The 25277-nt window shown below is 30.6% G+C and carries 20 protein-coding genes and 5 tRNA genes; 21 read left to right on the top strand and 4 right to left on the bottom strand.

Going from position 1 to position 25277, the window contains the following annotated elements; translation table 11 throughout:
* Together CRU94_RS01265 and gpmI are read right to left on the bottom strand one after the other, a co-directional pair.
* Nucleotides 1–690 (bottom strand): ATP-binding cassette domain-containing protein, encoded by a 690-nt coding sequence (locus CRU94_RS01265; protein WP_129105016.1) that lies wholly within the window; start codon nucleotides 688–690, stop codon nucleotides 1–3.
* The gene (gpmI, locus tag CRU94_RS01260) at nucleotides 690–2165 is read right to left on the bottom strand and encodes a 2,3-bisphosphoglycerate-independent phosphoglycerate mutase (RefSeq protein WP_129105015.1); all 1476 of its coding nucleotides are present in this window, start codon (nucleotides 2163–2165) and stop codon (nucleotides 690–692) included. Before gpmI ends, CRU94_RS01265 begins: the two co-directional genes overlap by 1 nt.
* Before the next feature lie 66 nt (nucleotides 2166–2231).
* Here gpmI and mraY point away from each other — a divergent pair, with 66 nt between their 5' ends.
* The 19 genes from mraY to CRU94_RS01165 all read left to right on the top strand — a co-directional run bounded on the left by mraY (nucleotide 2232) and on the right by CRU94_RS01165 (nucleotide 19304).
* Nucleotides 2232–3293 carry a phospho-N-acetylmuramoyl-pentapeptide-transferase gene (gene mraY, locus CRU94_RS01255; protein ID WP_129105014.1) on the top strand — a complete coding sequence of 354 codons (1062 nt, stop codon included), beginning with the start codon at nucleotides 2232–2234 and terminating at the stop codon, nucleotides 3291–3293.
* Nucleotides 3294–4454 (top strand): UDP-N-acetylmuramoyl-L-alanine--D-glutamate ligase, encoded by a 1161-nt coding sequence (murD, locus tag CRU94_RS01250; RefSeq protein WP_129105013.1) that lies wholly within the window; start codon nucleotides 3294–3296, stop codon nucleotides 4452–4454.
* Nucleotides 4455–4495: 41 nt separating this feature from the next.
* A tRNA-Phe gene (locus CRU94_RS01245) sits at nucleotides 4496–4571 on the top strand.
* 10 nt (nucleotides 4572–4581) lie between these two features.
* A tRNA-Thr gene (locus CRU94_RS01240) sits at nucleotides 4582–4658 on the top strand.
* A 60-nt stretch (nucleotides 4659–4718) separates the two neighbouring features.
* A tRNA-Tyr gene (locus CRU94_RS01235) sits at nucleotides 4719–4803 on the top strand.
* Nucleotides 4804–4814: 11 nt separating this feature from the next.
* A tRNA-Gly gene (locus tag CRU94_RS01230) sits at nucleotides 4815–4891 on the top strand.
* Nucleotides 4892–5099: 208 nt separating this feature from the next.
* Nucleotides 5100–6308, top strand: coding sequence for an elongation factor Tu (tuf, locus tag CRU94_RS01225; protein WP_129105012.1), 1209 nt, complete (start codon nucleotides 5100–5102; stop codon nucleotides 6306–6308).
* Between the two features lie 18 nt (nucleotides 6309–6326).
* The gene (gene rpmG, locus CRU94_RS01220) at nucleotides 6327–6485 is read left to right on the top strand and encodes a 50S ribosomal protein L33 (RefSeq protein WP_066159193.1); all 159 of its coding nucleotides are present in this window, start codon (nucleotides 6327–6329) and stop codon (nucleotides 6483–6485) included.
* Nucleotides 6486–6522: 37 nt separating this feature from the next.
* Nucleotides 6523–6598 (top strand) — tRNA-Trp (locus tag CRU94_RS01215).
* Between the two features lie 73 nt (nucleotides 6599–6671).
* Nucleotides 6672–6854: a preprotein translocase subunit SecE gene (gene secE / locus CRU94_RS01210; protein ID WP_066159185.1), complete on the top strand. Its 183-nt coding sequence runs from the start codon at nucleotides 6672–6674 to the stop codon at nucleotides 6852–6854.
* A 9-nt stretch (nucleotides 6855–6863) separates the two neighbouring features.
* Entirely contained in the window at nucleotides 6864–7391 is a 528-nt protein-coding gene (gene nusG / locus CRU94_RS01205) for a transcription termination/antitermination protein NusG (RefSeq protein ID WP_129105011.1), read from the top strand.
* Nucleotides 7392–7490: 99 nt separating this feature from the next.
* A complete protein-coding gene (gene rplK, locus CRU94_RS01200) occupies nucleotides 7491–7916 on the top strand; it encodes a 50S ribosomal protein L11 (protein ID WP_129105010.1) in 426 nt (141 codons plus the stop codon).
* Nucleotides 7917–7981: 65 nt separating this feature from the next.
* Nucleotides 7982–8680: a 50S ribosomal protein L1 gene (rplA, locus tag CRU94_RS01195; protein ID WP_129105009.1), complete on the top strand. Its 699-nt coding sequence runs from the start codon at nucleotides 7982–7984 to the stop codon at nucleotides 8678–8680.
* 158 nt (nucleotides 8681–8838) lie between these two features.
* Nucleotides 8839–9327 carry a 50S ribosomal protein L10 gene (gene rplJ, locus CRU94_RS01190; protein WP_129105008.1) on the top strand — a complete coding sequence of 163 codons (489 nt, stop codon included), beginning with the start codon at nucleotides 8839–8841 and terminating at the stop codon, nucleotides 9325–9327.
* Nucleotides 9328–9377: 50 nt separating this feature from the next.
* On the top strand, nucleotides 9378–9749 hold the full coding sequence (gene rplL / locus CRU94_RS01185) for a 50S ribosomal protein L7/L12 (RefSeq protein ID WP_066159173.1): 372 nt from the start codon (nucleotides 9378–9380) through the stop codon (nucleotides 9747–9749).
* A 164-nt stretch (nucleotides 9750–9913) separates the two neighbouring features.
* Nucleotides 9914–14059 carry a DNA-directed RNA polymerase subunit beta gene (gene rpoB, locus CRU94_RS01180; RefSeq protein ID WP_129105007.1) on the top strand — a complete coding sequence of 1382 codons (4146 nt, stop codon included), beginning with the start codon at nucleotides 9914–9916 and terminating at the stop codon, nucleotides 14057–14059.
* Nucleotides 14052–18578, top strand: coding sequence for a DNA-directed RNA polymerase subunit beta' (gene rpoC, locus CRU94_RS01175; protein WP_129105006.1), 4527 nt, complete (start codon nucleotides 14052–14054; stop codon nucleotides 18576–18578). Before rpoB ends, rpoC begins: the two co-directional genes overlap by 8 nt.
* Nucleotides 18579–18606: 28 nt before the next feature.
* Nucleotides 18607–18993 carry a hypothetical protein gene (locus CRU94_RS01170; protein WP_129105005.1) on the top strand — a complete coding sequence of 129 codons (387 nt, stop codon included), beginning with the start codon at nucleotides 18607–18609 and terminating at the stop codon, nucleotides 18991–18993.
* A gap of 23 nt (nucleotides 18994–19016) precedes the next feature.
* Entirely contained in the window at nucleotides 19017–19304 is a 288-nt protein-coding gene (locus CRU94_RS01165; protein WP_129105004.1) for a YciI family protein, read from the top strand.
* A gap of 26 nt (nucleotides 19305–19330) precedes the next feature.
* Here the strand turns inward: CRU94_RS01165 and CRU94_RS01160 are convergent, their stop codons facing one another.
* Nucleotides 19331–20668, bottom strand: a complete 1338-nt coding sequence (locus CRU94_RS01160) for a diguanylate cyclase (RefSeq protein ID WP_129105003.1) — start codon at nucleotides 20666–20668, stop codon at nucleotides 19331–19333.
* A 94-nt stretch (nucleotides 20669–20762) separates the two neighbouring features.
* Nucleotides 20763–21953, bottom strand: a complete 1191-nt coding sequence (locus tag CRU94_RS01155) for a peptidoglycan DD-metalloendopeptidase family protein (RefSeq protein WP_129105002.1) — start codon at nucleotides 21951–21953, stop codon at nucleotides 20763–20765.
* 76 nt (nucleotides 21954–22029) lie between these two features.
* Between CRU94_RS01155 and CRU94_RS01150 the strand changes: the two genes are divergently transcribed.
* Together CRU94_RS01150 and purL are read left to right on the top strand one after the other, a co-directional pair.
* Nucleotides 22030–22989 carry a L,D-transpeptidase family protein gene (locus CRU94_RS01150; RefSeq protein WP_129105001.1) on the top strand — a complete coding sequence of 320 codons (960 nt, stop codon included), beginning with the start codon at nucleotides 22030–22032 and terminating at the stop codon, nucleotides 22987–22989.
* Nucleotides 22990–23051: 62 nt separating this feature from the next.
* Nucleotides 23052–25265 (top strand): phosphoribosylformylglycinamidine synthase subunit PurL, encoded by a 2214-nt coding sequence (gene purL, locus CRU94_RS01145; RefSeq protein WP_129105000.1) that lies wholly within the window; start codon nucleotides 23052–23054, stop codon nucleotides 25263–25265.
* The last annotated feature ends 12 nt before the right edge of the window (nucleotides 25266–25277 follow it).

Raw genomic sequence — 25277 nt, 5'->3', positions numbered from 1 at the left:
TTATTTCCTAAATTCTTTATTTTTAAAGCTAGAACTTATTAGAAGTTTTGTGTAAGCTGTTTGAGGATTTTCTAAAATCTCTTTTGTTGTTCCAGATTCAATAATTTTTCCATTTTTTAAAATCATTATCTCCTCACAAATATTTTCAATTGTTGCTATATCGTGAGTTACAAAAAGAATTTTAATTCCAAGTTGTTCTTTTAAATTATTCACTATATTTATAATATTTGTTTTATTTTCAAAATCTAAAGCGGTAGTTGGTTCATCTAAAAGTAAAAGTTTAATATCTCTACTAATTGCAATTGCAATTACAACTCTTTGAACCTGTCCACCACTAATTTGTGAAGGATATTTTTCTAAAATATCCAAAGATAGGTTTAAAAGTTTAAAAACTTCTTCTATTTTACTAAATTCACAAAATATTTGATCTTTTATTTTTGTCATAGTAGAGAGTGATAAAAATGGATTTTGAGGAATAAAACCAATTGTATTGGAATCAAGTTCAAACTCATAATCTATCTCTTTTTCAACTTTTAAATTAGTAGGAAGCATATTTAAAAGAGCTTTTAAAGTAAGAGATTTACCACTTCCACTCTCTCCTACTAAAGCTATTGAACTATCTATTTTAAATGATATATCAACCAATGGAGTATTCTCATAAGAGATTTTTATTTTTTTAATATTTATCATTATATTAAAGGTTCATCCATCTCTTTTGGTATATCAAGTCCCATAAGTTTTAAAACTGTTGGTGCAATATTATTTAAACTTCCAGTTTTTACCTCTTTAACATTTGGTGCAATTACAAAACAGTAAACATCTCCAACAGTGTGATTTGTAAGAGTATTGCCATCTTCATCTCTCATCATTTCACAATTTCCATGGTCAGATGTTAAAACTATATTGTAGTTCTCATTTTTTGCCTCTTTTAAAATAAGTCCCAACTCATAATCAACTGCCTCAACAGCTTTAATAGCCGCTTCATAAACTCCAGTGTGTCCAACCATATCTCCATTTGCAAAATTTACAACTATAAAATCAGTTTGATTTTTCATAGCAATTCTAACAGCTTCTCCTACTTTTGGAGCTGACATTTGCGGTTGTAAATCATAAGTTGCAACATTTGGTGAAGGGATTAAAACTCTAGTTTCATTTAAAAATGGCTCTTCAACTCCACCATTAAAGAAAAATGTAACATGAGCGTATTTTTCAGTTTCTGCTGTATGAAGTTGTGTTAAACCAGCATCTGAAATAACTTGTGCTAAAGTATTTGTTGGATTATCTTTTGGAAAAATTACAGGAATTGGAATATTTTTATCATATAAAGTCATACTTGCTAATTGAAGTTTTAGCTCTTTTTTTGCAAACTCTTTAAAATCATCTTTTGCAAATACACTTGAAAGCTCTCTTGCTCTATCGCTTCTAAAGTTACAAAATATAACTCCATCTTTATCTTTTATTCCATCATAACCATCTAATGCAGTTGGTATTAAAAACTCATCAAATATCTCACTTTTATAAGATTTATCTATGAAATCTAAAATATTATCTTTAGTTTTTGGAGTCGCATTTGCAATTGCTTTATAAGCAAGTTCTACTCTATCCCATCTATTATCTCTATCCATTCCATAATATCTTCCACCAATTGTTGCAATTTTGATATTATCATTACAAATATCTATAACTTGCTTGATATAGATTTTTGCACAATCAGGTGCAACATCTCTTCCATCTGTTATAAGATGTAACCATACTTTTTTATTTTTATTTTGGGCTATTTTTGCTAAAGCAATAATATGATCAATATGAGAGTGAACTCCACCATCACTAGCAAGTCCAATTAGGTGAATGTTGTTTGATTTTTCAATTGTATTTTTTACAACATCATTATCTTTTAAACTATTATTTTTTATTGCTAAATGAATTTTTACTAAATCTTGATATAAAACTCTTCCACTTCCAATAGTCATATGTCCAACTTCACTATTTCCCATTTGATTATTTGGTAATCCAACATACTCTCCATATGTATGAATTAAACTATAAGGAACATTTTTAAAAAGATAGTCATATGTTGGTTTTTTTGCATTACAAAAAGCATTATAGTTACAAGAGCTATTATGCCCAATTCCGTCAGTTATTATCAATAGTGTTTTATTACTCATCTATTTAAACCTTTTAAAATATTTTATATAATATAATCCCACAATCTTATCCAAAAAAGGTTTAAATTGTTTTACTGGTTTTATAGACACCTTGAGATTAATATCTTCCAATATATTTCAATTCGTGCAGGAATAAGTTTTTTTGTAGCTTTTGTTTTAACTATGTATTTATTGCCAAAATTTATAAAATGGGCAAAAAGTAAAAATGCTTCTCAGCCAATTTATGATTTAGCACCAGAAGCACATAAGCAAAAAGCAGGGACTCCAACTATGGGTGGAGTTGTTTTTATATTTTCAGCAATTATTGCAACAATCTTAACAGCAAAATTAAATAATTTTTATGTTTTTGGAGGACTTTTAACATTAGCTTTATTCTCCCTCATTGGAATTAGAGATGATTATAAGAAAATAACTAAAGCAAATAATAGTGAAGGTTTAAGTGCAAAAATGAAACTATTTTTGCAATTTTTAAGTGCATCTATAGTTGTAAGTTTAATATTCTATTATGGGCATACAAGTGATTTGTATATACCATTTTATAAATACCCACTATTTGAAATGGGAGTTTTTTCAATTGTTTTTTGGATGTTTATAATAGTTGGTTCTTCAAATGCTGTAAATCTTACAGATGGACTTGATGGCTTAGCAACAGTTCCATCAATTTTAGCATTTACAACTCTATCTATTTTGGTATATACAGTAGGGCATATAGTTTTTTCAAACTATTTACTGCTTCCAAGTATCTCTCAAGCTGGAGAATTGGCAATTTTGGGGGCTGCAATTGTTGGATCTTTGATTGGATTTTTATGGTTTAATGCTTATCCAGCTGAAGTTTTTATGGGTGATAGTGGATCTCTTCCTTTGGGAGCTTTAATGGGATTTTTTGCAATAATTTCAAAATCTGAAATTTTGCTTTTAGCTATTGGTTTTATTTTTGTATTGGAGACAGTTTCTGTTATGCTTCAAGTAGGATCTTATAAATTAAGACAAAAAAGAGTTTTTTTAATGGCACCAATACATCATCACTTTGAGCAAAAAGGTTGGAAAGAGAATAAGATTATTGTTCGTTTTTGGATAATATCTTTTATGGCTAATTTAATTGCACTATTAAGTTTAAAGATTAGATAAATGAAAAAATTTAGAATATTAGGTAAAGGTAAAACAGCATTAGCTTTAAAAAATAGGTTTCCAGAATCACAAATTTATGATGATAGCGATTTTGATATATATGACAAAGATTCAGATATTCTTACAGTCGTAAGCCCTGGAATTCCACCACATAATAAACTAGTACAGGCTTCTAAAAATATAATTAGCGATTATGATCTGTTTTATGATGATATGCCTTTTTCAATTTGGATTAGTGGAACAAATGGTAAAACAACTACTACTCAAATGTGTCAACATATATTACAAAAGCACAACTCTGTTTGTGGTGGAAATATTGGAGTTCCATTAAGTAAACTAGATAAATTAAAAAAAATATGGGTACTTGAAACTTCATCATTTACACTTCACTACACGCAAAAAGCAAAACCAAATATATATATACTTTTACCAATAAGTGAAGATCATATAACTTGGCATGGAAGTTATGAAGAGTATAAAAAGGCAAAATTAAAACCACTTGAACTTATGTTTGAGAATGATATTGTAATTTTACCAAGAGAGTTTGAAAGTGTTAAAACAAAAGCAGATACAATTTATTATAGTTGTAGTGATGATTTGTGTAAAGAGTTTAAAATAGATAAATCTAAAATTAATTTTAATGAACCATTTTTAATAGATTCAATAATGGCTCTTGCAACAAGTAGAATACTATTTGATGAAGTAGATTATGATTTAATAAATAGCTTTAAAATCGATAAACATAAAGTTGAAGAGTTTAAAGATAAAAAAAATAGAGTATGGATAGATGATAGCAAAGCAACAAATGTTGATGCAACAATAAATGCTTTAGTTCCTTTTAAAAATAGAAATATACATATAATATTAGGTGGAGATGATAAGGGTGCAAATCTCTCTCCACTATTTGAAAATTTAAAAGATCTCGATATTACAGTTTATGCTATTGGAAGTAATACAAAAAAAATAGTAGATTTTTGTGAAGAAAATGAAATAAAAGTTTATGAGTGTGAATATCTTGAAGTAGCTGTTAAAAAAATAGATAAATATATGAAAGATGATAGTATTGCTATATTATCACCAGCAGCTGCATCTTTAGATCAATTTAAGTCATATGCACAAAGAGGTGAAATATTCAAAGATTTTGTAAGAAATTTAAGTTAATATTAATATATTAGGTAGTATAATCTCACTCCAATTTCAGTGGTTCGATAGCTCAGTCGGTAGAGCAAAGGATTGAAAATCCTTGTGTCGACAGTTCGATTCTGTCTCGAACCACCATTTTATGGATGCTGGTGTAGCTCAGTTGGCTAGAGCAGCTGATTTGTAATCAGCAGGTCGGGGGTTCGACTCCCTTCACCAGCTCCATTTTTTTGTCGTGCGTAAGTTTTAAAAAACAGCGCTTGACCAGAGCAATAATTTTTATAAGGTGAGGTTGGAGAGTGGTCAAATCCTGCGGACTGTAAATCCGCCGCCTACGGCTTCGAAGGTTCAAATCCTTCTCTCACCACCACGTTTAATGTTGCGGGAGTAGCTCAGTTGGCTAGAGCTTCTGCCTTCCAAGCAGACTGTCGCGAGTTCGAGTCTCGTCTCCCGCTCCATTTTTATTGATTACTGGGAGCTGAGTTATATTTGCACATATATTTATAACTCATTAATATATTTAATCCCATTAATTTAGTTTTTAGTATTTACAGTATATAATACTTGGCACATTTTGTGCAAATCCCCTCTGAATAGAGAAGCCAAAAGGCTTATCTACTCAGAGGGCAATAAGCAATAAAATAATTTTAGAAGAGGAACAACACTATGGCAAAAGAAAAGTTTTCAAGAAGTAAGCCGCACGTAAACATTGGTACAATTGGACACGTTGACCACGGTAAAACTACTACAACTGCTGCAATTTCAGCTGTATTGGCTTTAAAATATGGTGGAGAGATGAGAGATTATGATCAAATCGATAATGCTCCAGAAGAGAGAGAAAGAGGAATTACTATTGCTACTTCTCACATTGAGTATGAAACTGATAAAAGACACTATGCGCACGTAGATTGTCCAGGTCACGCGGATTATGTTAAAAACATGATTACAGGTGCTGCTCAAATGGACGGAGCTATCTTAGTTATCGCTTCAACAGATGGACCAATGGCTCAAACAAGAGAGCATATCCTTCTTTCAAAACAAGTTGGAGTTCCATACATTGTTGTATTCTTAAATAAAGAAGATCAACTAGATCCAGCTGATAAAGATGAGATGTTAGAGCTTGTTGAAATGGAAATTAGAGAGTTACTTTCTACTTATGATTTCCCAGGTGATGATACACCAATCATTGCTGGTTCTGCATTCCAAGCTTTAGAAGAAGCTAAAAAAGGTTCAGTTGGACCATGGGGAGAAAAAATTGTTGCTTTAATGGCTGCAGTTGATGAGTATATCCCAACTCCAGAGAGAGATACTGATAAACCATTCTTAATGCCAGTTGAGGACGTATTCTCAATTTCTGGAAGAGGAACTGTTGTTACAGGAAGAATTGAACTTGGAACAATTAAAGTTGGTGAAGAGATCGAAATCGTAGGATTTGGAGACACTAGAAAAACTACTGTTACTGGTGTTGAGATGTTTAGAAAAGAGATGGATCAAGGACAAGCAGGTGATAACTGTGGTATTCTTTTAAGAGGAATCAAAAAAGAAGAGGTTGAAAGAGGACAAGTTCTTTGTAAACCAGGAACAATTAAACCACATACATCATTTAAATGTGAAGTTTATATTCTTTCAAAAGAAGAGGGTGGAAGACATACTCCATTCTTTAGTGGATATAGACCACAATTCTATGTTAGAACAACAGACGTTACAGGTTCTTGTACTTTAATGGAAGGTACTGAAATGGTTATGCCAGGTGATAATGTAGAGATGACTGTTGAATTAGTTGCTCCAATTGCTCTTGAAAAAGGAACAAAGTTCGCTATTAGAGAAGGTGGAAGAACTGTTGGTGCTGGAGTTGTTTCAGAAATCATTAAATAAGGATTCTTTATGGCAGCAATAAGAATTAAAATAGGATTAAAATGCCAAGAGAGTGGAGATATTAACTACACTACTTGGAAAAATCCAAAAACTCATACTGAAAAGTTTGAAGTTAAAAAATATTGTCCAAGATTAAAAAAACACACTATTCATAAAGAAGTGAAGTTAAAATCTTAGTCATTAAAGCTTGAGAGAAATCTCAAGCTTTTTACATAGGTCAGTAGCTCCAATGGTAGAGCATCGGATTCCAAATCCGAGTGATGGGGGTTCGAGTCCCTCCTGGCCTGCCACTTTTAATTTTTTAAAGAGAGTTTTTCTCTTTTTAAAAAGTTAAAGATAAATTATATAAAGAGGAAGTCTATTTTGAGTAAAGCTAGTAACTATTTTAACAGTGTAAAAGCTGAATTATCTAAAGTAATATTTCCAATTAAAGAGCAGATAAGAACTGCTTATATTTCAGTATTTATTGTTGTAACAGTAATAGCCTTGTTTCTAGCTTTAATTGATGGTGCTATGTCTCTTGGTTTATCAATGATAATTAACTAAGGAAAAAATATGGCACATAAATGGTATGCAATACAAACTTATTCAGGTAGTGAGTTATCTGTAAAAAAAGCTATTTTAAAATTAAAAGATGAAATGGCTGATGATAGAATTTTAGAAGTTTTAGTTCCAACAGAAGATTTAATTGAAGTAAAAAAAGGTAAAAAAGTAATTGTTGAAAGACCACTTTATCCAGCTTATGCTTTTGCAAAAATTGATTTAGATACAGCATTATGGCATAGAATACAATCTATGCCAAAAGTTGGAAGGTTTATTGGGGAGTCTAAAAAACCAACAGCTTTAAGTGAAAAAGATATAAATCTTATATTAGAAAAAGCTAAAAATAAAGCAGCAGCTAAGCCTAAAATATCTTTTGATGAAGGTGAAATGGTTAGAATAAATGAAGGACCTTTTGCTAACTTTAATGGTATAGTTGAAGATTTTGATTTAGTTTCAGGTATATTAAAATTAAATGTATCTATTTTTGGAAGAAATACTCCTGTTGAGATCTCTTATACTCAAGTAGAGAGAATCGTATAATATATATTTTTAGGCATTAGGCAAAGAAACTAGCTTCTTTTAGAGTTTTTTTGCCTAATGTCTAATCATTAAGCATTAAAAATTTAATAAAGGAATAGCATGGCTAAGAAAATTCAAGGTTATTTAAAATTACAAATACCTGCGGGTGCAGCAAATCCATCACCTCCAGTTGGACCAGCTCTTGGACAAAGAGGTGTTAATATTATGGAATTCTGTAAAGCATTTAACGAAAAAACAAAAGATAAGGCTGGTTATAGATTACCAGTTGTTCTTACAATCTATACAGATAAAAGCTTTACATTTGAAGTAAAACAACCTCCAATGACAGAGTTAATTAAAAAAATATCTGGTGTAAAAAAAGGTAGTGATAATCCACTTAAAAATAAAGTTGGAAAACTATCAAAAGCACAAGTTATGGAAATTGTTGATATGAAAATTAAAGATTTAAATACTGACGATAAAGAAGTAGCTGCAAAAATTGTTGCTGGAAGTGCTAGATCAATAGGAATTGATATAGAGTTATAAAAAACTAGTCTAACCACAAGACTTAAAAAAAGTGGAAGCAAAAAATTTAACATTGCGGAGTAAATATGGCAAAAGTTTCAAAAAGATATAAAGCATTAGCTTCTAAAGTTGAAGAGAGAAGATACTCTTTAGAAGAAGCTTGTAATTTAGTAAAAGATTTAAAATCTGCTAAATTTGATGAGAGTGTTGAAATTGCACTAAATTTAAATGTTGATCCAAGACATGCAGATCAAATGATTAGAGGAGCTGTTGTTCTTCCAAATGGTACTGGTAAAACTGTTAGAGTTGCTGTTTTTGCAAAAGGTGCAAAAATAGATGAAGCTAAAGCTGCTGGTGCTGACATTGTAGGAAATGATGATTTAGCAGAGGCTATTCAAGCTGGAAATATTAATTTTGATGTTTTAATTGCAACTCCTGATTGTATGGGAATTGTAGGAAAAGTTGGAAGAATTCTTGGACCAAAAGGTTTAATGCCAAATCCAAAAACAGGAACTGTAACTATGGATGTTACAAAAGCTGTTAATGATGCAAAAGGTGGTCAAGTAACTTATAGAGTTGATAAAAAAGGTAATATGCAAGCTGCTATTGGAAAAGTTTCATTCTCAGCACAAGCTATAAAAGAGAATGCAGAAGCTTTCATTGCAGCTATTAATAGAGCAAAACCTTCAACTTCAAAAGGAAGATATATTACTAATGCAGCTATTAGCTTAACTATGAGTCCATCAGTTATTTTAGATAATATGGAATTATTAGAAATTAGATAAGGTTTTCCTTATCTTTTTTGCATTCAAAAGTGTTGAATTTGTTCAATATTTTTGAGTGTTCAAAGCACTGAAATAAAACTGAAGACAGCTGGTAAAAGAGCTCCTCGCTCTTTTGTAAGTCCCGCCTAGGATGATGTTTTGAAAGGAGGAAATATATAATGACTAGAAATAAAAAATCAGAGATTATTGATTTCTTAGCTGCTGAGTTCAAAAACTCTTTGGCAGTTGTAGTTTGCGATTATAAAGGTCTTACTCATAAAGAGTTAGAAATTCTAAGAAAAGATGCAAAAGCAAATAATACAAAAGTTCAAGTTGTAAAAAACAGTTTAGTAACTAAAGCTGTAAAAGCAGCAGAACTTGGTGATGTTGATTTAAATGGAACAAATATCTATTTATGGTCAGAAGATCAAATTTCAGCTTGTAAAGTAGCTGATAAATTTGCTACTACTACAAAAGATAAATTCTCAATTAAATCTGGTATCATCGAAGGTGAAATCTGTGATGCTTCTAGAGTTAATGCATTTGCTAAATTACCATCAAGAGAAGAGCTTCTTGGAATGCTTGCATCTGTATGGATGGGACCAGTTAGAAACTTTACTATTGGTCTTGATGCTCTTAGAAGAAAAAAAGAAGAAGAGGCAGCTTAATTATTTAAGCAATAATAATATATAAAATAAGAAATTAAAAAGGAAAAATTATGGCAATTTCTAAAGAAGACGTTTTAGAATTTATCTCTGGTTTATCAGTTCTTGAATTATCAGAGTTAGTAAAAGAGTTTGAAGAAAAATTTGGTGTATCTGCACAACCTGTTGCAGTTGCTGGTGGAGCAGTTGCTGCTGTTGAAGCTGCTGAAGAAAAAACTGAGTTTGATGTAATTATCGTTGATTCAGGTGATAAAAAAATCAATGTTATTAAAGAGATCAGAGCAATTACTGGTCTTGGATTAAAAGAGGCTAAAGATGCTGCTGAGCAAACTCCTTCAACAATTAAAGAGGGAATCTCTAAAGCTGACGCTGAAGCAATTAAAGCTCAGTTAGAAGCTGCTGGAGCTAAAGTAGAAGTTAAATAATCTAACTTTTCATATCGTTATATAGGGATTTTATCCCTATATATAGTAACGCATCTTTGAGGGCTAAGGTTAAAATTTATAAAAATTTTAACCTTATCCTTTATGGATGCTTTTGTGCTTTATATAATAAAGCAAACAAACCAAATTTTATAACAAGGTGTCAAATGTTAAACTCTTTAAAATCTGGTAATAGACTCAGAGTAGATTTTGCGAAAAACCCACAAAAAATCGAAATTCCTAACTTATTACAACTACAACAAAATTCGTATGAATCTTTTTTAATGGTAAATAAAAAAGATAGATCATCAGCTGGTATTGAAAAAGTATTTAAAACAATATTTCCTATTCATGATGCTCAAAATAGACTAACTTTAGACTATTTAGGAAGTGAAGTTGGAAAACCAAGATATGATGTAAGAGAGACAATGATTAGAGGTCTTACATACTCAATTCCTTTAAAAATTAATGTTAGATTAACTCTTTGGGATATTGATGAAAAAACTGGTGAAAAAATTGGTGTTAAAGATATAAAAGAGCAATCTTTACATGTAAGAGAGATTCCTTTAATGACAGATAGAACATCATTTATTGTAAATGGTGTTGAAAGAGTTGTTGTAAATCAATTACACAGATCTCCAGGTGTTATTTTCAAAGAAGACGAATCAAATACAACTGAGAGTAAACTTCTATATACAGGTCAAATTATTCCAGATCGTGGTTCTTGGTTATACTTTGAATATGATGCAAAAGATATACTTTATGTAAGAATTAACAAAAGAAGAAAAGTTCCAATTACAATTCTTTTTAGAGCATTAGGATATTCAAAAGAGGATATTGTAAAACTATTTTATCCAGTAATTAATATTAAAATTAAAAATAATAAATTCCTAACAGAGTTCAACCCTGATGATTTCATGGGAAGAATTGATTATGATATTAAAGATGATAAAGGTAATTTAGTTATTGCTGCTGGAAAAAGATTAACAACTAGAAAAGCAAAAGCTTTAATTGAAGGTGGATTAAAACTAATTGAATATCCACTTGAACTTTTAATGGATAGACATACAGCTAGTACAATTTATGATCCAGAATCAGGAGAGGTGCTGTTTGATGCTTTAACAAATCTTGATGAGCTAAAACTTAAAAAACTTCTTGATCTTAAATTTGATTCATTTCAAATTGCAAATGATTTATCAAGTAGTGCTGATGCATCTATTATTAATGCATTTAAAGCAGATGCAGAGTCTTTAAAACTTCTAAAGCAAACAGAGCAAATTGATGATGAAAATGATTTAGCTGCTATTAGAATTTATAAAGTTATGAGACCAGGTGAGCCTGTAACTAAAGAAGCTGCAAAAGAGTTTATAAAAAAACTATTCTTCGATCCTGAAAGATACGATTTAACTAAAGTTGGAAGAATGAAGATGAATCATAAATTAGGTGTAAATGTTCCAGAATATGTTACAACACTTACTTATGAAGATGTTATTAAAACTGTTCAATATTTAGTTAAAGTTAAAGCTGGATATGGACATATTGATGATAGAGACCACTTAGGAAATAGAAGAATTAGAGCTATTGGTGAATTACTTGCAAATGAGTTACACGCTGGACTTATCAAAATGCAAAAAACAATTAGAGATAAGATGACAACTCTAAGTGGAACTTTAGAAGATATCATGCCACATGATTTAATCAACTCAAAAATGATTACTTCAACAATTACTGAGTTCTTTACATCTGGACAACTTTCACAATTTATGGATCAAACAAATCCACTATCTGAAGTTACTCATAAAAGAAGATTATCAGCTCTTGGAGAGGGTGGTTTAGTAAAAGAGAGAGCAGGATTTGAAGTAAGGGACGTTCACCCAACTCACTATGGAAGAATCTGTCCAGTTGAGACTCCTGAGGGACAAAATATTGGACTTATTAATACTTTATCAACTTTCTCTAAAGTTAATGATTTAGGATTTATTGAAGCTCCATACAAAAAAGTTGTTGATGGTGTAGTTACAAATGAGATTACTTATTATACAGCAACTCAAGAAGAGGGTCTTGTAATTGCTCCAGGATCAACTAAAGTTGATGAAAATGGAAAAATTGTTGAGCCATTAATTGAAGTTAGATTAAATGGTGAAATTATTTTAATGGAGAGAAATAAAGTTGATTTAATTGATATCTCTTCTCAAATGGTTATGGGTGTTGCAGCTTCACTTATTCCATTCTTAGAGCATAACGATGCCAACAGAGCACTTATGGGTTCAAACATGATGAGACAAGCAGTTCCATTAATTAACCCAACAGCTCCAATCGTTGGAACAGGACTTGAAAAAACAGTTGCAAGAGATGCTTGGGAAGCAATTAAAGCTTCAAGAGGTGGAGTTGTTGAAAAAGCTGACTCTAAAAACATCTATATTAGTGGTGAAGATGAAAATGGTGCATTTATTGACCACTATGAAGTAAACAAAAATGTTAAAACAAACAATAACACATCTTTTGGTCAAAGAGTTGCTATAAAAGAGGGTGATGTTATTGAAGCTGGACAAGTAATTGCGGATGGTCCTTCAATGGATAAAGGTGAACTTGCAGTTGGAATTAATGCTATGGTTGCGTTTATGCCATGGAATGGATACAACTATGAGGATGCTATTATTTTAAGTGAAAGATTAATTAAAAAAGATGCATTTACATCAGTTCATATCTATGAAAAAGAGATTGATTGTAGAGAGTTAAAACATGGTAATGAAGAGATTACTAGAGATTTACCAGGTGTTAAAGAGGAGTCAATTACTCATTTAGATGCTTCTGGAATTGTTAAAGTTGGAACTTATGTAACTCCTGGAATGATTTTAGTTGGAAAAGTTACTCCAAAAGGTGAAATTAAACCAACTCCAGAAGAGAGACTTTTAAGAGCAATTTTTGGTGATAAAGCAGGGCATGTTATAAATAAATCTTTATATTGTCCAACATCGATGGAAGGTACTGTTGTTGATGTTAAAGTATTCACTAAAAAAGGTTATGAGAAGTGTGAAAGAGCTAAAGCTGAGATTGAATTAGAGAAAAATGAACTAAATCAAAAACATCTTGATAAGCTTTTAATGCTTGATAGAGAAGAGGCTTTAAAAATAAATAATCTATTATCAAAAGCTAAACTTGAAAAAGAGTTAGAACTTGATGGTGTTACATATAAAAAAGGTGATACATTAACACTTGATGTTTTAGTGAGTGTAAATAGATTTGCTATGAAAAAAGTTGTCTCTTCATATAGTAAAGATATTGAAAAAACATATAATGATACTAAAGAGCACTTTATTAAACAAAAAGCAGAGTTAAGAAAAGAGCACGAAGAGAAACTTGATATTCTTGAGCATGATGATATTTTATCAAGTGGTGTAATTAAACAGGTTAAAGTTTATATTGCAACAAAAAGAAAGATAAAAGTTGGAGATAAAATGGCTGGAAGACATGGAAACAAAGGTATTGTTTCTAATATCGTTCCAAGAGTTGATATGCCATATTTAGAAGATGGAACAACAGTTGATATTATTTTAAATCCACTTGGAGTTCCTTCAAGGATGAATATTGGACAAATTATGGAGGTTCACTTAGGACTTGTAGGTAGAAGACTTGGAAAACAGATCCAACAAATCTATGATGCAAAAAAAGGTGAATATATAGCTGATTTAAGAGCAAAAATGATTGAGATAGCAGGAGTTGCAAAACTTATGAATGCTAAATCATTTATTGAAAAATTAAGTGATGATGAGTTATTAAACTATGCTAGAGATTGGTCAAAAGGTGTTAAGTTTGCAACACAAATTTTTGATGGGGTTGAAGCTTATGACTTTGAAAAACTATTTGAAATGGCTAAAATTGATAGTGATGGTAAGTGTATCTTATATGATGGAAAAACTGGTGAAAGAATGAAAGAGAGAGTAAATGTTGGTTATATGTATATGCTAAAACTTCACCACTTAGTTGATGAAAAAGTTCACGCAAGAAGTACAGGACCATACTCACTAGTAACGCAACAACCAGTTGGAGGAAAAGCTCTATTTGGAGGACAAAGATTTGGAGAGATGGAGGTTTGGGCATTAGAAGCTTATGGTGCAACTGCTGTACTAAAAGAGATGCTTACAACTAAATCAGATGATGTTGAAGGAAGAACAAGAGCATATAGAGCTATTGCAAATGGTGAAAATGTTCCAGCTTCTGGTGTTCCTGAAACATTCTTTGTTTTAACAAAAGAGTTAAAAGCTTTAGCTTTAGACGTAGAGATTTTTGAAGAGGTAGAAAACGATGAGTAATAATGAAAAAGTGTTATCGCCAATAGATATAAAAGAGTTAGAAAGACCACAAGATTTTTCTGCTTTTCAATTAAAGTTAGCAAGTCCAGAGAAAATTCTATCTTGGTCTTGTGGAGAGGTTAAAAAACCTGAAACTATCAACTATAGAACACTAAAACCAGAGAGAGATGGGCTATTTTGTGCAAAAATCTTTGGACCTGTAAAAGATTATGAGTGTTTATGTGGTAAATATAAAAAGATGAGATACAAAGGTGTTGTTTGTGAAAAATGTGGGGTTGAAGTAACTTCATCAAAAGTGCGAAGACACAGAATGGGGCATATTGAATTAGTATCTCCTGTTGCTCATATTTGGATGGTATCATCTCTTCCTTCAAGAATTGGAACACTTTTAGGTGTTAAATTAAAAGATTTAGAAAGAGTTCTATATTATGAAGCATACATTGTAAATAGTGCTGGTGAAGCATTTTATGATGGTGAAAGAACTAAAAAGATTGAAAAATATGATATTTTAAATGAAGAGCAATATAGAACTGTTGCAGATTTATTTGAACACACTGGTTTTGAAGCAAGAATGGGTGGAGAGATTATTAGAGATCTTTTAGCCGAACTTGATCTGTTTGAGCTATTAACTTTACTAAAAGATGAGATGCAAACAACTAAATCAGATGCAAAAAGAAAAACAATAATCAAAAGATTAAAAGTTGTTGAAAACTTTATCAATAGTGGAAATAGACCTGAGTGGATGATGCTTACAATGCTTCCAGTTTTACCACCTGATTTAAGACCACTTGTTTCACTTGATGGTGGGAAATTTGCAGTTTCAGATGTTAATGACCTTTATAGAAGAGTTATAAATAGAAATAACAGATTAAAAAGATTAACAGAGCTTGATGCACCTGAGATTATTATTAGAAATGAAAAAAGAATGCTTCAAGAAGCTGTTGATGCTCTATTTGACAACGGTAAAACAGCAAATGCGGTTAAAGGTGCAAATAAAAGACCTCTAAAATCTTTAAGTGAGATTATTAAAGGTAAACAAGGACGATTTAGACAAAACTTACTTGGAAAAAGGGTTGACTTCTCTGGAAGATCTGTAATTGTTGTTGGACCAAATTTAAATATGGATCAATGTGGTATTCCTAAAAAAATGGCACTAGAACTATTTAAACCACATTTAATGGCAAAATTAGAAGAGAAAGGTTATGCAACTACTTTAAAAGCTGCAAAAAGATTAATAGAATCTGAAACAAACGAAGTTTGGGAGTGTTTAAATGAGATAGTTGATGAGTATCCAATTTTACTTAACCGTGCTCCAACACTTCACAAGTTATCTATTCAAGCTTTCCACCCTGTTTTAATTGATGGAAAAGCTATTAGATTACATCCACTTGTTTGTGCTGCATTTAATGCGGACTTCGATGGGGATCAAATGGCTGTTCACGTACCACTTTCTCAAGAAGCGGTTGCTGAAGCTAAGATTTTAATGATGAGTTCAATGAATATTTTATTACCAGCAAGTGGTAGAGCAATTGCAGTTCCATCTCAAGATATGATTTTAGGTATATATTATCTATCATTAGAGAAAGAGGGTGTAAAAGGTTCTCATAAGCTATTTACTGATGTAAATGAGGTAAAAATTGCTTTAGATATGAATCAAATTGATTTACATGCAAAAATTAGAACAAAAATTGATGGAAAAATTGTAAAAACTACAGTTGGAAGATTAATAATTCATGAAATTCTACCATCTTTTGTTCCAATGACTCTATGGAATAAAGTTTTAAAGAAAAAAGATATAGGTGCACTGGTAGATTATATTTATAAAGAGGCTGGTTATGAAGTAACTCCAAGATTCTTAGACAACTTAAAAAATCTAGGATTTAAATATGCAACTGCTGCTGGTATTTCAATATCAATTGATGATATTATTGTTCCAGATAGTAAAGTTTCTCATATTGCAAAATCTAAAAAAGATGTTATTGAGGTACAAAAACAGTTCTCTCAAGGTCTATTAACTGAGCAAGAGAGATATAATAAAACTATTGATATCTGGACTGAAGCTAATAATAAACTTGGACTTGAGATGATGGATTTAGTTAAAACAGATAAAGATGGTTTTAACTCTATTTATATGATGGCAGATTCAGGAGCAAGAGGTAGTGCAACTCAAATTAGACAGCTTTCAGGTATGAGAGGTCTTATGGCTAAACCTGATGGAAGTATTATTGAAACACCAATTATCTCTAACTTTAAAGAGGGACTTAATGTTCTTGAGTACTTTATTTCTACTCATGGAGCTAGAAAAGGTCTTGCAGATACAGCTTTAAAAACAGCAAATGCTGGATATTTAACAAGAAAGCTTATTGATGTTTCTCAAAATGTAAGAATTACTGAAGAGGATTGTGGAACTCATGAAGGTATTGAAATTACTGATATTACATCAGGAAATGAGTTAATTGAGTCTTTAGATGAGAGAATTACAGGAAGAGTTATTGCTGAAGATATTATTGATCCAATCTCTAATGAGATTTTATTTAATGAAGGAACTTTAATAACTGAAGAGTTTGCAAAAATAGTAAAAGAGTCTGAAGTTAAATCTGTAATTATTAGAACTCCACTTACTTGTAAAACAGAAAATGGACTTTGTTCAAAATGTTATGGACTAAATCTTGGTGAGCAAAGAAAAGCAAAACCAGGTGAAGCTGTTGGAGTTGTTGCTGCTCAATCAATTGGAGAGCCAGGAACTCAGCTAACACTTAGAACTTTCCACGTTGGAGGAACTGCAAGTGCTACTCAAACTGAAAGAGAGTTAAAAGCTGATAAAGAAGGTTTCATTAGATACTACAATATCAAAAAATATGAAACTAAAGATGGAAAAACTATTGTTGCGAATAGAAGAAATGCTGGGGTTTTATTAGTTGAACCAAAAATTAATGCACCATTTAAAGGTAAAGTTACAGTTGAAACAGTTCATGATGAGATTGTATTAACAATATCAAATGGTAAAGATAAAAAAGAGTATTTCTTAAGAAAAAGTGATGTTGCAAAAGTAAATGAGCTTGCAGGAATTTCTGGAAAAATTGAAGGAAAGCTTTATATTCCTCATACAAATGGTCAAGAAGTAGATAATAATGACTCTATAGTTGAAATTATTAAAGATGGATGGAATGTACCAAATAGAATCCCATTTGCAGCTGAATTAAAAGTTGAAGATGGAGCACCAATTACATCTAAAGTTGTTTCAGCAGCTAAAGGTATTGTTAAATATTATAAATTAACAGGTGACTATTTAGAGAGAAGACATGATATTAAATCTGGTGATAAAGTTGTAGAAAAAGGTCTATTTGCAGTAGTTGCAGATAAAGAAGATAGAGAAGCTGCAAGATACTATATCTCAAGAGGTTCATCAATAATTTTAAATGATAATAGTGAAGTTGAAAAAGGTACTCAAATTTCAGCACCAACAGTTTCAGAGCAGACTGTAATTGCAGAGTGGGATCCATATGCTAACCCAATTATTGCTGAAGAGGCTGGAGTTGTAACTTTTGAAGATATTATTCCAGGTGTTACTGTTTCTGAGCAATTTGATGAGTTAACTGGAACATCTAAACTTGTTGTTAATGAGTATATTCCAAGTGGATATAAACCAACTGTATTATTAGCAACAGCTTCAGGTGAGATTATTAGATATGTTTTAGAGTCAAAAGCATCTTTAAATATTCAAGAGGGAAGCAAGGTAGAGGTTGCAGATATTATTGCTAAAACTCCAAAAGCTACTCAAAAATCAAAAGATATTACTGGAGGTCTTCCAAGAGTATCTGAGTTATTTGAAGCTAGACGACCAAAAAATATTGCTGTTTTAGCATCTTTTGATGGAACTGTAAGTTTTGGAAAACCACTTAGAAATAAACAAAGATTAATAATCTCTGATATTATGGGTGGACAAACAGAGTACTTAATTGAAAAAGGTAAACAAATACTTGTTCATGAAGGTGAATTTGTACACGCTGGTGAAGCATTAACAGATGGTCAAGTGTCACCTCATGATGTACTAAGAATTATGGGTGAAAAAGCACTTCACTACTTTATCGTATCTGAAGTACAACAAGTTTATAGATCTCAAGGGGTTAATATTGCGGATAAACATATTGAGGTTATTTTATCTCAAATGTTAAGACAAGTATCAATTCTTGATGGTGGAGATACTAAATTTATTGTTGGTGATATGATCTCTAAAAAGAGATTTAAAATTGAGAATGAAAAAATTGTAAGAATGGGTGGAAGACCAGCTATTGCTGAGCCTTTATTACTTGGTATTACAAGAGCTGCTGTTACATCTGATAGTATCATTTCAGCTGCATCATTCCAAGAGACAACAAAAGTATTAACAGAAGCTGCAATTAGTGCAAAAATGGATATGCTTGAAGATCTTAAAGAGAATGTTGTAATAGGAAGAACAATTCCTGTTGGAACGGGTCTATATAAAGATCAAAAAATAAAATTCACAGAAGTTGAGTAAGGAATAGGGCTTTGCCCTATTTTTTAAAATGACAATTTTTTATCTATTTATCTTTTTTATTGCAATTGAACTTTTTGAAACAAATTGGCAAAAAGCATCGACTTTATATGGAATATTAGAGAATAATTTCAAAGTTTACCAAAAAAATATTTTCTTATATTTTATACTTCATCCATCATTTTTCTACTCAATTTATTTAGCTATCTCTCTTAATAATTTTGGATTTTGGATGAGTTTTATTGTTATTTTAAAATTTGTTGATATATCATTTAAGCTATCAATTATGAAAAAACTATCAAAAAATTATGAACTAAGTAGTATAATCCCATTTGATGCAAATATAACTATGATTTTTCGATATTTAAATCTATTTATCTATCCATCATGTTTTTTATTAGCAACAAGTAATTTCTAAAAAAATTTTAAAAAAGGAAAAAAATGCAATATTTAGTAATAGCATATGATTATGATGATGCTTATGAAAGAAGAGTTAAAGTTAGAGATGAGCATGTAAAAATGGCAAAAGAGTTTATGGAAAAAGGTAACATAATAACTGCTGGTGCATTAATTGAAAATGATAAAATGGTTGGTTCAACACTTTTTGTTGAGTTTGAAAATGATGATGAGTTGGAAGCTTGGCTTGAAAATGATCCTTATGTTATTGGGAATGTTTGGGATTATGAGAATATTCAGATAGTTCCTGTAAAATTACTTCCAAAAAATTAATGTGATTTTATATCACATTAATTTAATCACTCCTCTATTTCGACTCTATTTCTTCCATTATTTTTAGCTTTATACATAGCTTTATCAGCTCTTGCTAAAATTGATTGTATTGAATCACTTTTGTTGAATTTTGTTACTCCAAAACTACAACTTATATTTTTCATATCATCAAATTCTAGCTTATTTATAGCTATTCTTAGTTTTTCAGATGCCTCAAAAGCTTGTTTTAGATTAGTCAAAGGGTATATAATAAAAAACTCTTCTCCACCCCATCTACAAGCTAAATCAGTTGATCTGATTGTATTTTTTACAACTTCAGCAATTTTTTTAAGAACCATATCTCCAGCTAAATGTCCATAGGTATCATTTATATTTTTAAAATGATCTACATCAAATAGTACAATAGAGAACTCTTGATTTTCATACCTAGTTGCTCTTGAAATCTCATATTTTAATCTTTGTTCAAATTTTGCACGATTATATAAAGATGTCAAATTATCAGTAGATGCAAGTTGTTCAAGTTGAGTAGTTTTTGATTGTAATTTTGAATTAATTGATGACAGATGCATTGTTTTGTCTCTTAGAAAATCTGCCCATCTTGAATAAACTCTCGCCATCAACTCTTTTTGAGTTATTTGACCTATAACATTACCAGCAAAATCTTCAATAATTAAACGCTTAAATTTTTGCTGTTGAATAAATTTTAAAGCTTGAGAGAGTGTTGTAGTATGTTTTACTTTTACTAAAGGAGATCTCATATAGTTTGATACAGGTAGATTTAAATCTTTAGATTCTCCAAAAAGTTTAATAATATCTTTAGTGGTTAAAATACCAACACTATTATTTTCATCAAAAATAATTACACAATCATAAATAGTATCATCCATTAGTTCAATAACATCTTTTGTTAAATCATTAATATCTGCTTTTTTCACAAATGAACTAAGTAGCATATCACTTAAAGTCTGTTTTTCAAGCATTAATTGTGGATCAACACTTGAGATAATGTCATGGTAAGATACAAATCCACAAAGTTTGTCATCGTCATCTACAAGACAAAGAGAGTTTCCATTAAAACCAATCTCTTCAATAGCATCTGGTATTGAAGTTTTATAGTGAGTTGAGAAAATTTTATCATATTTTATATCTTTTAATTTTGTGTTGAAATCTATATTATCAGATTTTAAACGAATTAAATCGTTTGCTTTTATAATTCCAAAACCTTTTTTTGTATTGGATAGAATAATAATCTCTCTATGATTCTCTTTATACATTAAAGATATAGCGTCATTAATACTTTGTGTATCATCAACAGTAGTAACAGCTTTAGTAGCAATATCGATTAACTTTGGAAGATATTTCATTTTACCCTTTTTTAATATAATAATTTTTTGTAAACAAATATTAGATTCTACAAAAATAACTTTATAACAATGTTAATAAAAATTAAATTATAAGTTAAAAAATATTTACAATGCTTCTATCAAAAATTCGATCTAATTTTTCTGGGTTTATTGAATCATTTGATTCAATTTTACTATTAAACAACTCAATGGTCTTTTTGCTATTAGCCATAAATGTAGCTTTATCTTTTTTACTTAAACCTTCAATTTTTGGTTGTCTTAATGTTTTCATAGGATCAACAGCAACACCATTTTTATATAATCCAAGATGCAAATGAGGACCTGTGCTAACTCCAGTTGATCCAACATAAGCAATTAAAGTACCTTTTTTAACACTTCTTCCAATAACAGCATTTGAAGCAAATTTATTTAAGTGAGCATATAAAGTTCTATATCCATCAGCATGACTAATAATTACTGTTTTACCATAACCACCTCTATTGCCCACAAAAGTAACTCTTCCATCAGCAGCAGCATAAACATTTCTTCCAATAGGAGCTGCAAAATCAGTTCCAAGATGTGCTCTATATCTTTTTAAAACAGGATGATATCTTTTATTTGAAAAGTGACTTGAAATTCTTGAGTAGTTTAAAGGAATTTGAAACGGATAGGTTTTTGTATAAGATATACCTCTTTCATCATAATATTTTTCATCATTTTCATTCTTAAACCTATAGTTTGGTTTTCCATTTATTTGAACCATTACAGATTTTATATTTGGAAGACCAAGAAGTTTTCCTAAATAGACTTTTTGTGAGTATTCAACAACAACATAATCACCTTTTTTCATCTTTCTAAAATCAACAGGGCTATGTTTAAATAGGTTTGTTATTAGTGCAGGAATTGCAATATCTCCTGTTGCTTTTTGCAAATCACTTGATAAAGATTCGTTTATTTGAACAGATAATAACTCATTTTTTTCAGTGTAGGCAATTGGCAAAGTTTGGAATTTAAAGTTATCATCATCTTTATATATATGAATTTGAATATCAGAAGATATTGGAATTAAAACCTGTTCAAACTCTTTGTTTTTATTTGTATATAAGTAGTATCTAGTATTTGATTGAATCTCGCTACAAAGCTCTTTATCTTCTCTCTCCAAATTATAAAAAAGGCTTAAAGGAATATTTTGTTTCTCTAAAAAGTTTAAAAATGTATCGCCTCTTGACCAAAGTAGCTCTTCCACTTGAGAGGCAAAAAGTGAGTTAAAAAGTAATAAAAATATAATAAGTTTTTTTTTAAGCATACAATAGACTCTTCTTTTATCAAAAAATTAGGACAAGTATTATACAATCCCGATACTTAAATTTACGGAGATACTATTGAATAAAATTTTATTATTTATTTTTTTATCACTAAACCTTTTTGCAAAAGATTATTTTACTATTTATAAAAATGAAGGTATAAAAAGTGTTGAAAATGAGTTGAAATTAGAGTTTAGACAGAAAGAGTCTTGGCTTAAATACTTACAAAATTATGATACAAGATTTGGTTATTATGAGACAAAAAAATTTATTATTGTTGCTGATAAAAATGATAAAACTATGGGTTTATATAAAAAAGAGGATAAAAATTTTATCAAAATTTCAAGCGATAGTATGATAATTGGTGAAAATCTCGGGGATAAACTATTAGAGGGCGATAAAAAAACACCAGAAGGATCTTATGAACTTATTCAAAGAAGAACTTCTCTTCCAGCTTTTTATGGACCTCTTGCACTTGTAACTCAATATCCTGATACATTTGATAGAAGTTTAAATAAAACAGGTCATGGAATTTGGATTCATGGAATGCCTTTAAATGGTGATAGAGAGCTTTACACAGAGGGTTGTTTGGCTATTTCAAATGATAGATTAGAGTTATTAGATAAAAATATTGATTATAAAAACACTATTTTAATTACAAGTAGTAAAGCAATTCCTGAAGTTCCTAAAGAGGAGTTAGCAATAGTTTTAAGCACAATTTTTAAGTGGAAAGATGCTTGGAAGGATTCTGATATAGAGGCTTATTTGTCATATTATTCAAAAGATTTTAAAAGAGCTGATAGGAGTGATTTTTCAACTTTTTCAAACCAAAAAAGAAGAGTATTTGCTAAAAATGAAGAAAAAGTTATTAATCTTTTTAATATAGATATTTCACCATATCCAAACTCTTTAGATAAAAATATGTATAAAATTTTAATGGATGAGGAGTATTTTAGCCCATCTGTTAGATTTATTGGTAAAAAAGAGCTTTATATAGAACTTATAAATGGAAAAGTTGAGATTTTATCAGAGGATTAAAAACTATTTTAATACTACTTTGGATATAATCGCCTTTAAATTTGTAAAAATTAAGGCGAAAAATGCAAAAAAAAGACCTAACTATAGAAGAGATAGCGCTAGCGCACTCTTTAACAAAAGATGAGTTTGAAAATATAAAAAAAATATTAGGAAGAGAACCAAACTATGTTGAAGTTGGTATCTTCTCTGCTATGTGGAGCGAGCACTGCTCTTATAAATCAAGTAAAAAATATTTAAGTGGTTTCCCAACAAAAGCACCATGGGTTATTCAAGGACCTGGTGAAAATGCTGGAGTTATTGACATTGGTGATGGATATGCTGCTGTATTTAAAATGGAATCACACAATCATCCAAGCTTTATTGAGCCTTATCAAGGAGCTGCAACTGGTGTTGGTGGGATTTTAAGAGATGTATTTACAATGGGTGCAAGACCAGTTGCTAGTATGAACTCAATTAGATTTGCTTCAATTGAAGGAAACAGTGAAACTGCAAAAAAACATAGATACTTATTAAAAGGTGTTGTTGCTGGAATTGGTGGCTATGGAAATTGTATGGGAGTTCCAACTATTGGTGGAGAGACAAGTTTTGAAGAGTGTTATGCTGGAAATAATCTTGTAAATGCATTTACTTTAGGTCTTGCAAAGGCTGATGAGATTTTTTATGGTCGAGCTGAGGGAATTGGAAATCCAGTTATTTATGTTGGAAGTAAAACAGGACGAGATGGTCTTGGTGGTGCTGTTATGTCAAGTGCATCTTTTACTGAAGATAGTGAAAGCAAAAGACCAACTGTTCAAGTTGGAGATCCATTTACTGAAAAACTACTTTTAGAGGCTTGTTTAGAGCTATTTAAAGCTGATTTAATTGTTGGTATTCAAGATATGGGAGCTGCTGGACTTACATCAAGCTCATTTGAGATGGCTGGAAGAAGTGGTAGTGGAATGATTATGCATTTAGATAAAGTTCCAGCACGAGAAGAAGGAATGACTCCTTATGATTTTATGCTTAGTGAATCACAAGAAAGAATGCTAATTTGTGCAAAAAAAGGTTGTGAACAAGCTATTATTGATATTTTTGAAAAATGGGAACTAGATGTTGCTGTTATTGGAGAGGTTACAAATACTGGAAATATGGAACTATTTTGGCACGGTGAAAAAGTTGCTGATGTTCCTGTTCAACCTGTTTCAGAGGAGGCACCAGTTCTTGATAGACCAGTTAGTGAGCCAGAGTACTTAAAAACTATTTCAAATGTAAATATGGATAAACAAATTTCAAATCAAGTTGCTTTTGATGAGTTATTTTGTGATATGGAAGTTGTAGATAAATCTTGGATTTACTCTCAATTTGACTCAATGGTTCAGACAAATACAATTAAAGGACCAGGAAGTTTAGATGGTTCTACAATTAGAATAAAAGAGACTGGAAAAGCTCTATCTATGAGTGCTGATTGTAACACAAGATTTTGTTATATAAATCCACAACTAGGAGCTGCTGCTGCTGTTATGGAGAGTGGTAGAAATGTTGCTATGACTGGAGCTGTTCCAAAAGCTATTACAGATTGTTTAAATTTTGGAAATCCACAAAATCCAGAGGTTATGTGGCAGTTTAAAGAGAGTTGTGAAGGTATTAAAAATGCTTGTAGAGCATTAAACACTCCTGTAATTGGTGGAAATGTATCTTTATATAATGAAACAAATGGAGTTAGCGTTTTTCCTACACCATCAATTGCTATGGTTGGAGTAAATGAAGATGCACAAAATGTGCTTCCATCAAAACTTCAAGAAAGTGGAAATATACTTTATCTTTTAGGTGATACTTATAGTGAATTTGGTGGAAGTTTATATCTAAAAAAACTTTATGGAAAAGTTGCTGGAGTTCACCCAAAAGTTGATTTTGAAAAAGAGTTAGCTTTATGGAATACAGTAATTGAAGCAAACAGAGCAAAACTATTAAAAAGTGCTAAAGATGTAAATCTTGGTGGAGTTGCTATATCTTTAGCAAAAATGGCAGTTGTAGGAAATATTGGAGTTGAAGCAAATATATCACTTGAAGATTCAAAAGATATTTTTAGTGAATCTTTAAGTAGAGCAATAGTTGAAGTAAATCCTTCAAATTGTGAAACTTTTGAAAAACTAGCTTCTAAAAACAGAGTTTCTTATGTAGCTATTGGAAAAACTGGTGGAGATAAATTTATAATAAATGATATTTATAAAAATATTAGTGATTTAAGTAAAATCTATTTTAATAGATTTAAAGAAGTTATAGAACAAGATCAATAAAAAGATTAGTTT

The sequence above is a fragment of the Arcobacter sp. AHV-9/2010 genome (assembly GCF_004116575.1).
GTDB lineage: Bacteria > Campylobacterota > Campylobacteria > Campylobacterales > Arcobacteraceae > Aliarcobacter > Aliarcobacter skirrowii.
This window is presented reverse-complemented; position numbering and strand designations above follow the sequence as displayed.

What these genes read in the sequence shown, in the direction of transcription:
- rpoB (WP_129105007.1), top strand. Translation starts at nt 9,914, where the DNA reads ATGTTAAACTCTTTAAAATCTGGTAATAGACTCAGAGTAGATTTTGCG.
- rplK (WP_129105010.1), top strand. Translation starts at nt 7,491, where the DNA reads ATGGCTAAGAAAATTCAAGGTTATTTAAAATTACAAATACCTGCGGGT.
- CRU94_RS01170 (WP_129105005.1), top strand. Translation starts at nt 18,607, where the DNA reads ATGACAATTTTTTATCTATTTATCTTTTTTATTGCAATTGAACTTTTT.
- nusG (WP_129105011.1), top strand. Translation starts at nt 6,864, where the DNA reads ATGGCACATAAATGGTATGCAATACAAACTTATTCAGGTAGTGAGTTA.
- rpoC (WP_129105006.1), top strand. Translation starts at nt 14,052, where the DNA reads ATGAGTAATAATGAAAAAGTGTTATCGCCAATAGATATAAAAGAGTTA.
- rplJ (WP_129105008.1), top strand. Translation starts at nt 8,839, where the DNA reads ATGACTAGAAATAAAAAATCAGAGATTATTGATTTCTTAGCTGCTGAG.
- CRU94_RS01155 (WP_129105002.1), bottom strand. Translation starts at nt 21,953, where the DNA reads ATGCTTAAAAAAAAACTTATTATATTTTTATTACTTTTTAACTCACTT.
- purL (WP_129105000.1), top strand. Translation starts at nt 23,052, where the DNA reads ATGCAAAAAAAAGACCTAACTATAGAAGAGATAGCGCTAGCGCACTCT.
- gpmI (WP_129105015.1), bottom strand. Translation starts at nt 2,165, where the DNA reads ATGAGTAATAAAACACTATTGATAATAACTGACGGAATTGGGCATAAT.
- CRU94_RS01160 (WP_129105003.1), bottom strand. Translation starts at nt 20,668, where the DNA reads ATGAAATATCTTCCAAAGTTAATCGATATTGCTACTAAAGCTGTTACT.
- CRU94_RS01165 (WP_129105004.1), top strand. Translation starts at nt 19,017, where the DNA reads ATGCAATATTTAGTAATAGCATATGATTATGATGATGCTTATGAAAGA.
- rplA (WP_129105009.1), top strand. Translation starts at nt 7,982, where the DNA reads ATGGCAAAAGTTTCAAAAAGATATAAAGCATTAGCTTCTAAAGTTGAA.
- CRU94_RS01265 (WP_129105016.1), bottom strand. Translation starts at nt 690, where the DNA reads ATGATAAATATTAAAAAAATAAAAATCTCTTATGAGAATACTCCATTG.
- rplL (WP_066159173.1), top strand. Translation starts at nt 9,378, where the DNA reads ATGGCAATTTCTAAAGAAGACGTTTTAGAATTTATCTCTGGTTTATCA.
- murD (WP_129105013.1), top strand. Translation starts at nt 3,294, where the DNA reads ATGAAAAAATTTAGAATATTAGGTAAAGGTAAAACAGCATTAGCTTTA.
- tuf (WP_129105012.1), top strand. Translation starts at nt 5,100, where the DNA reads ATGGCAAAAGAAAAGTTTTCAAGAAGTAAGCCGCACGTAAACATTGGT.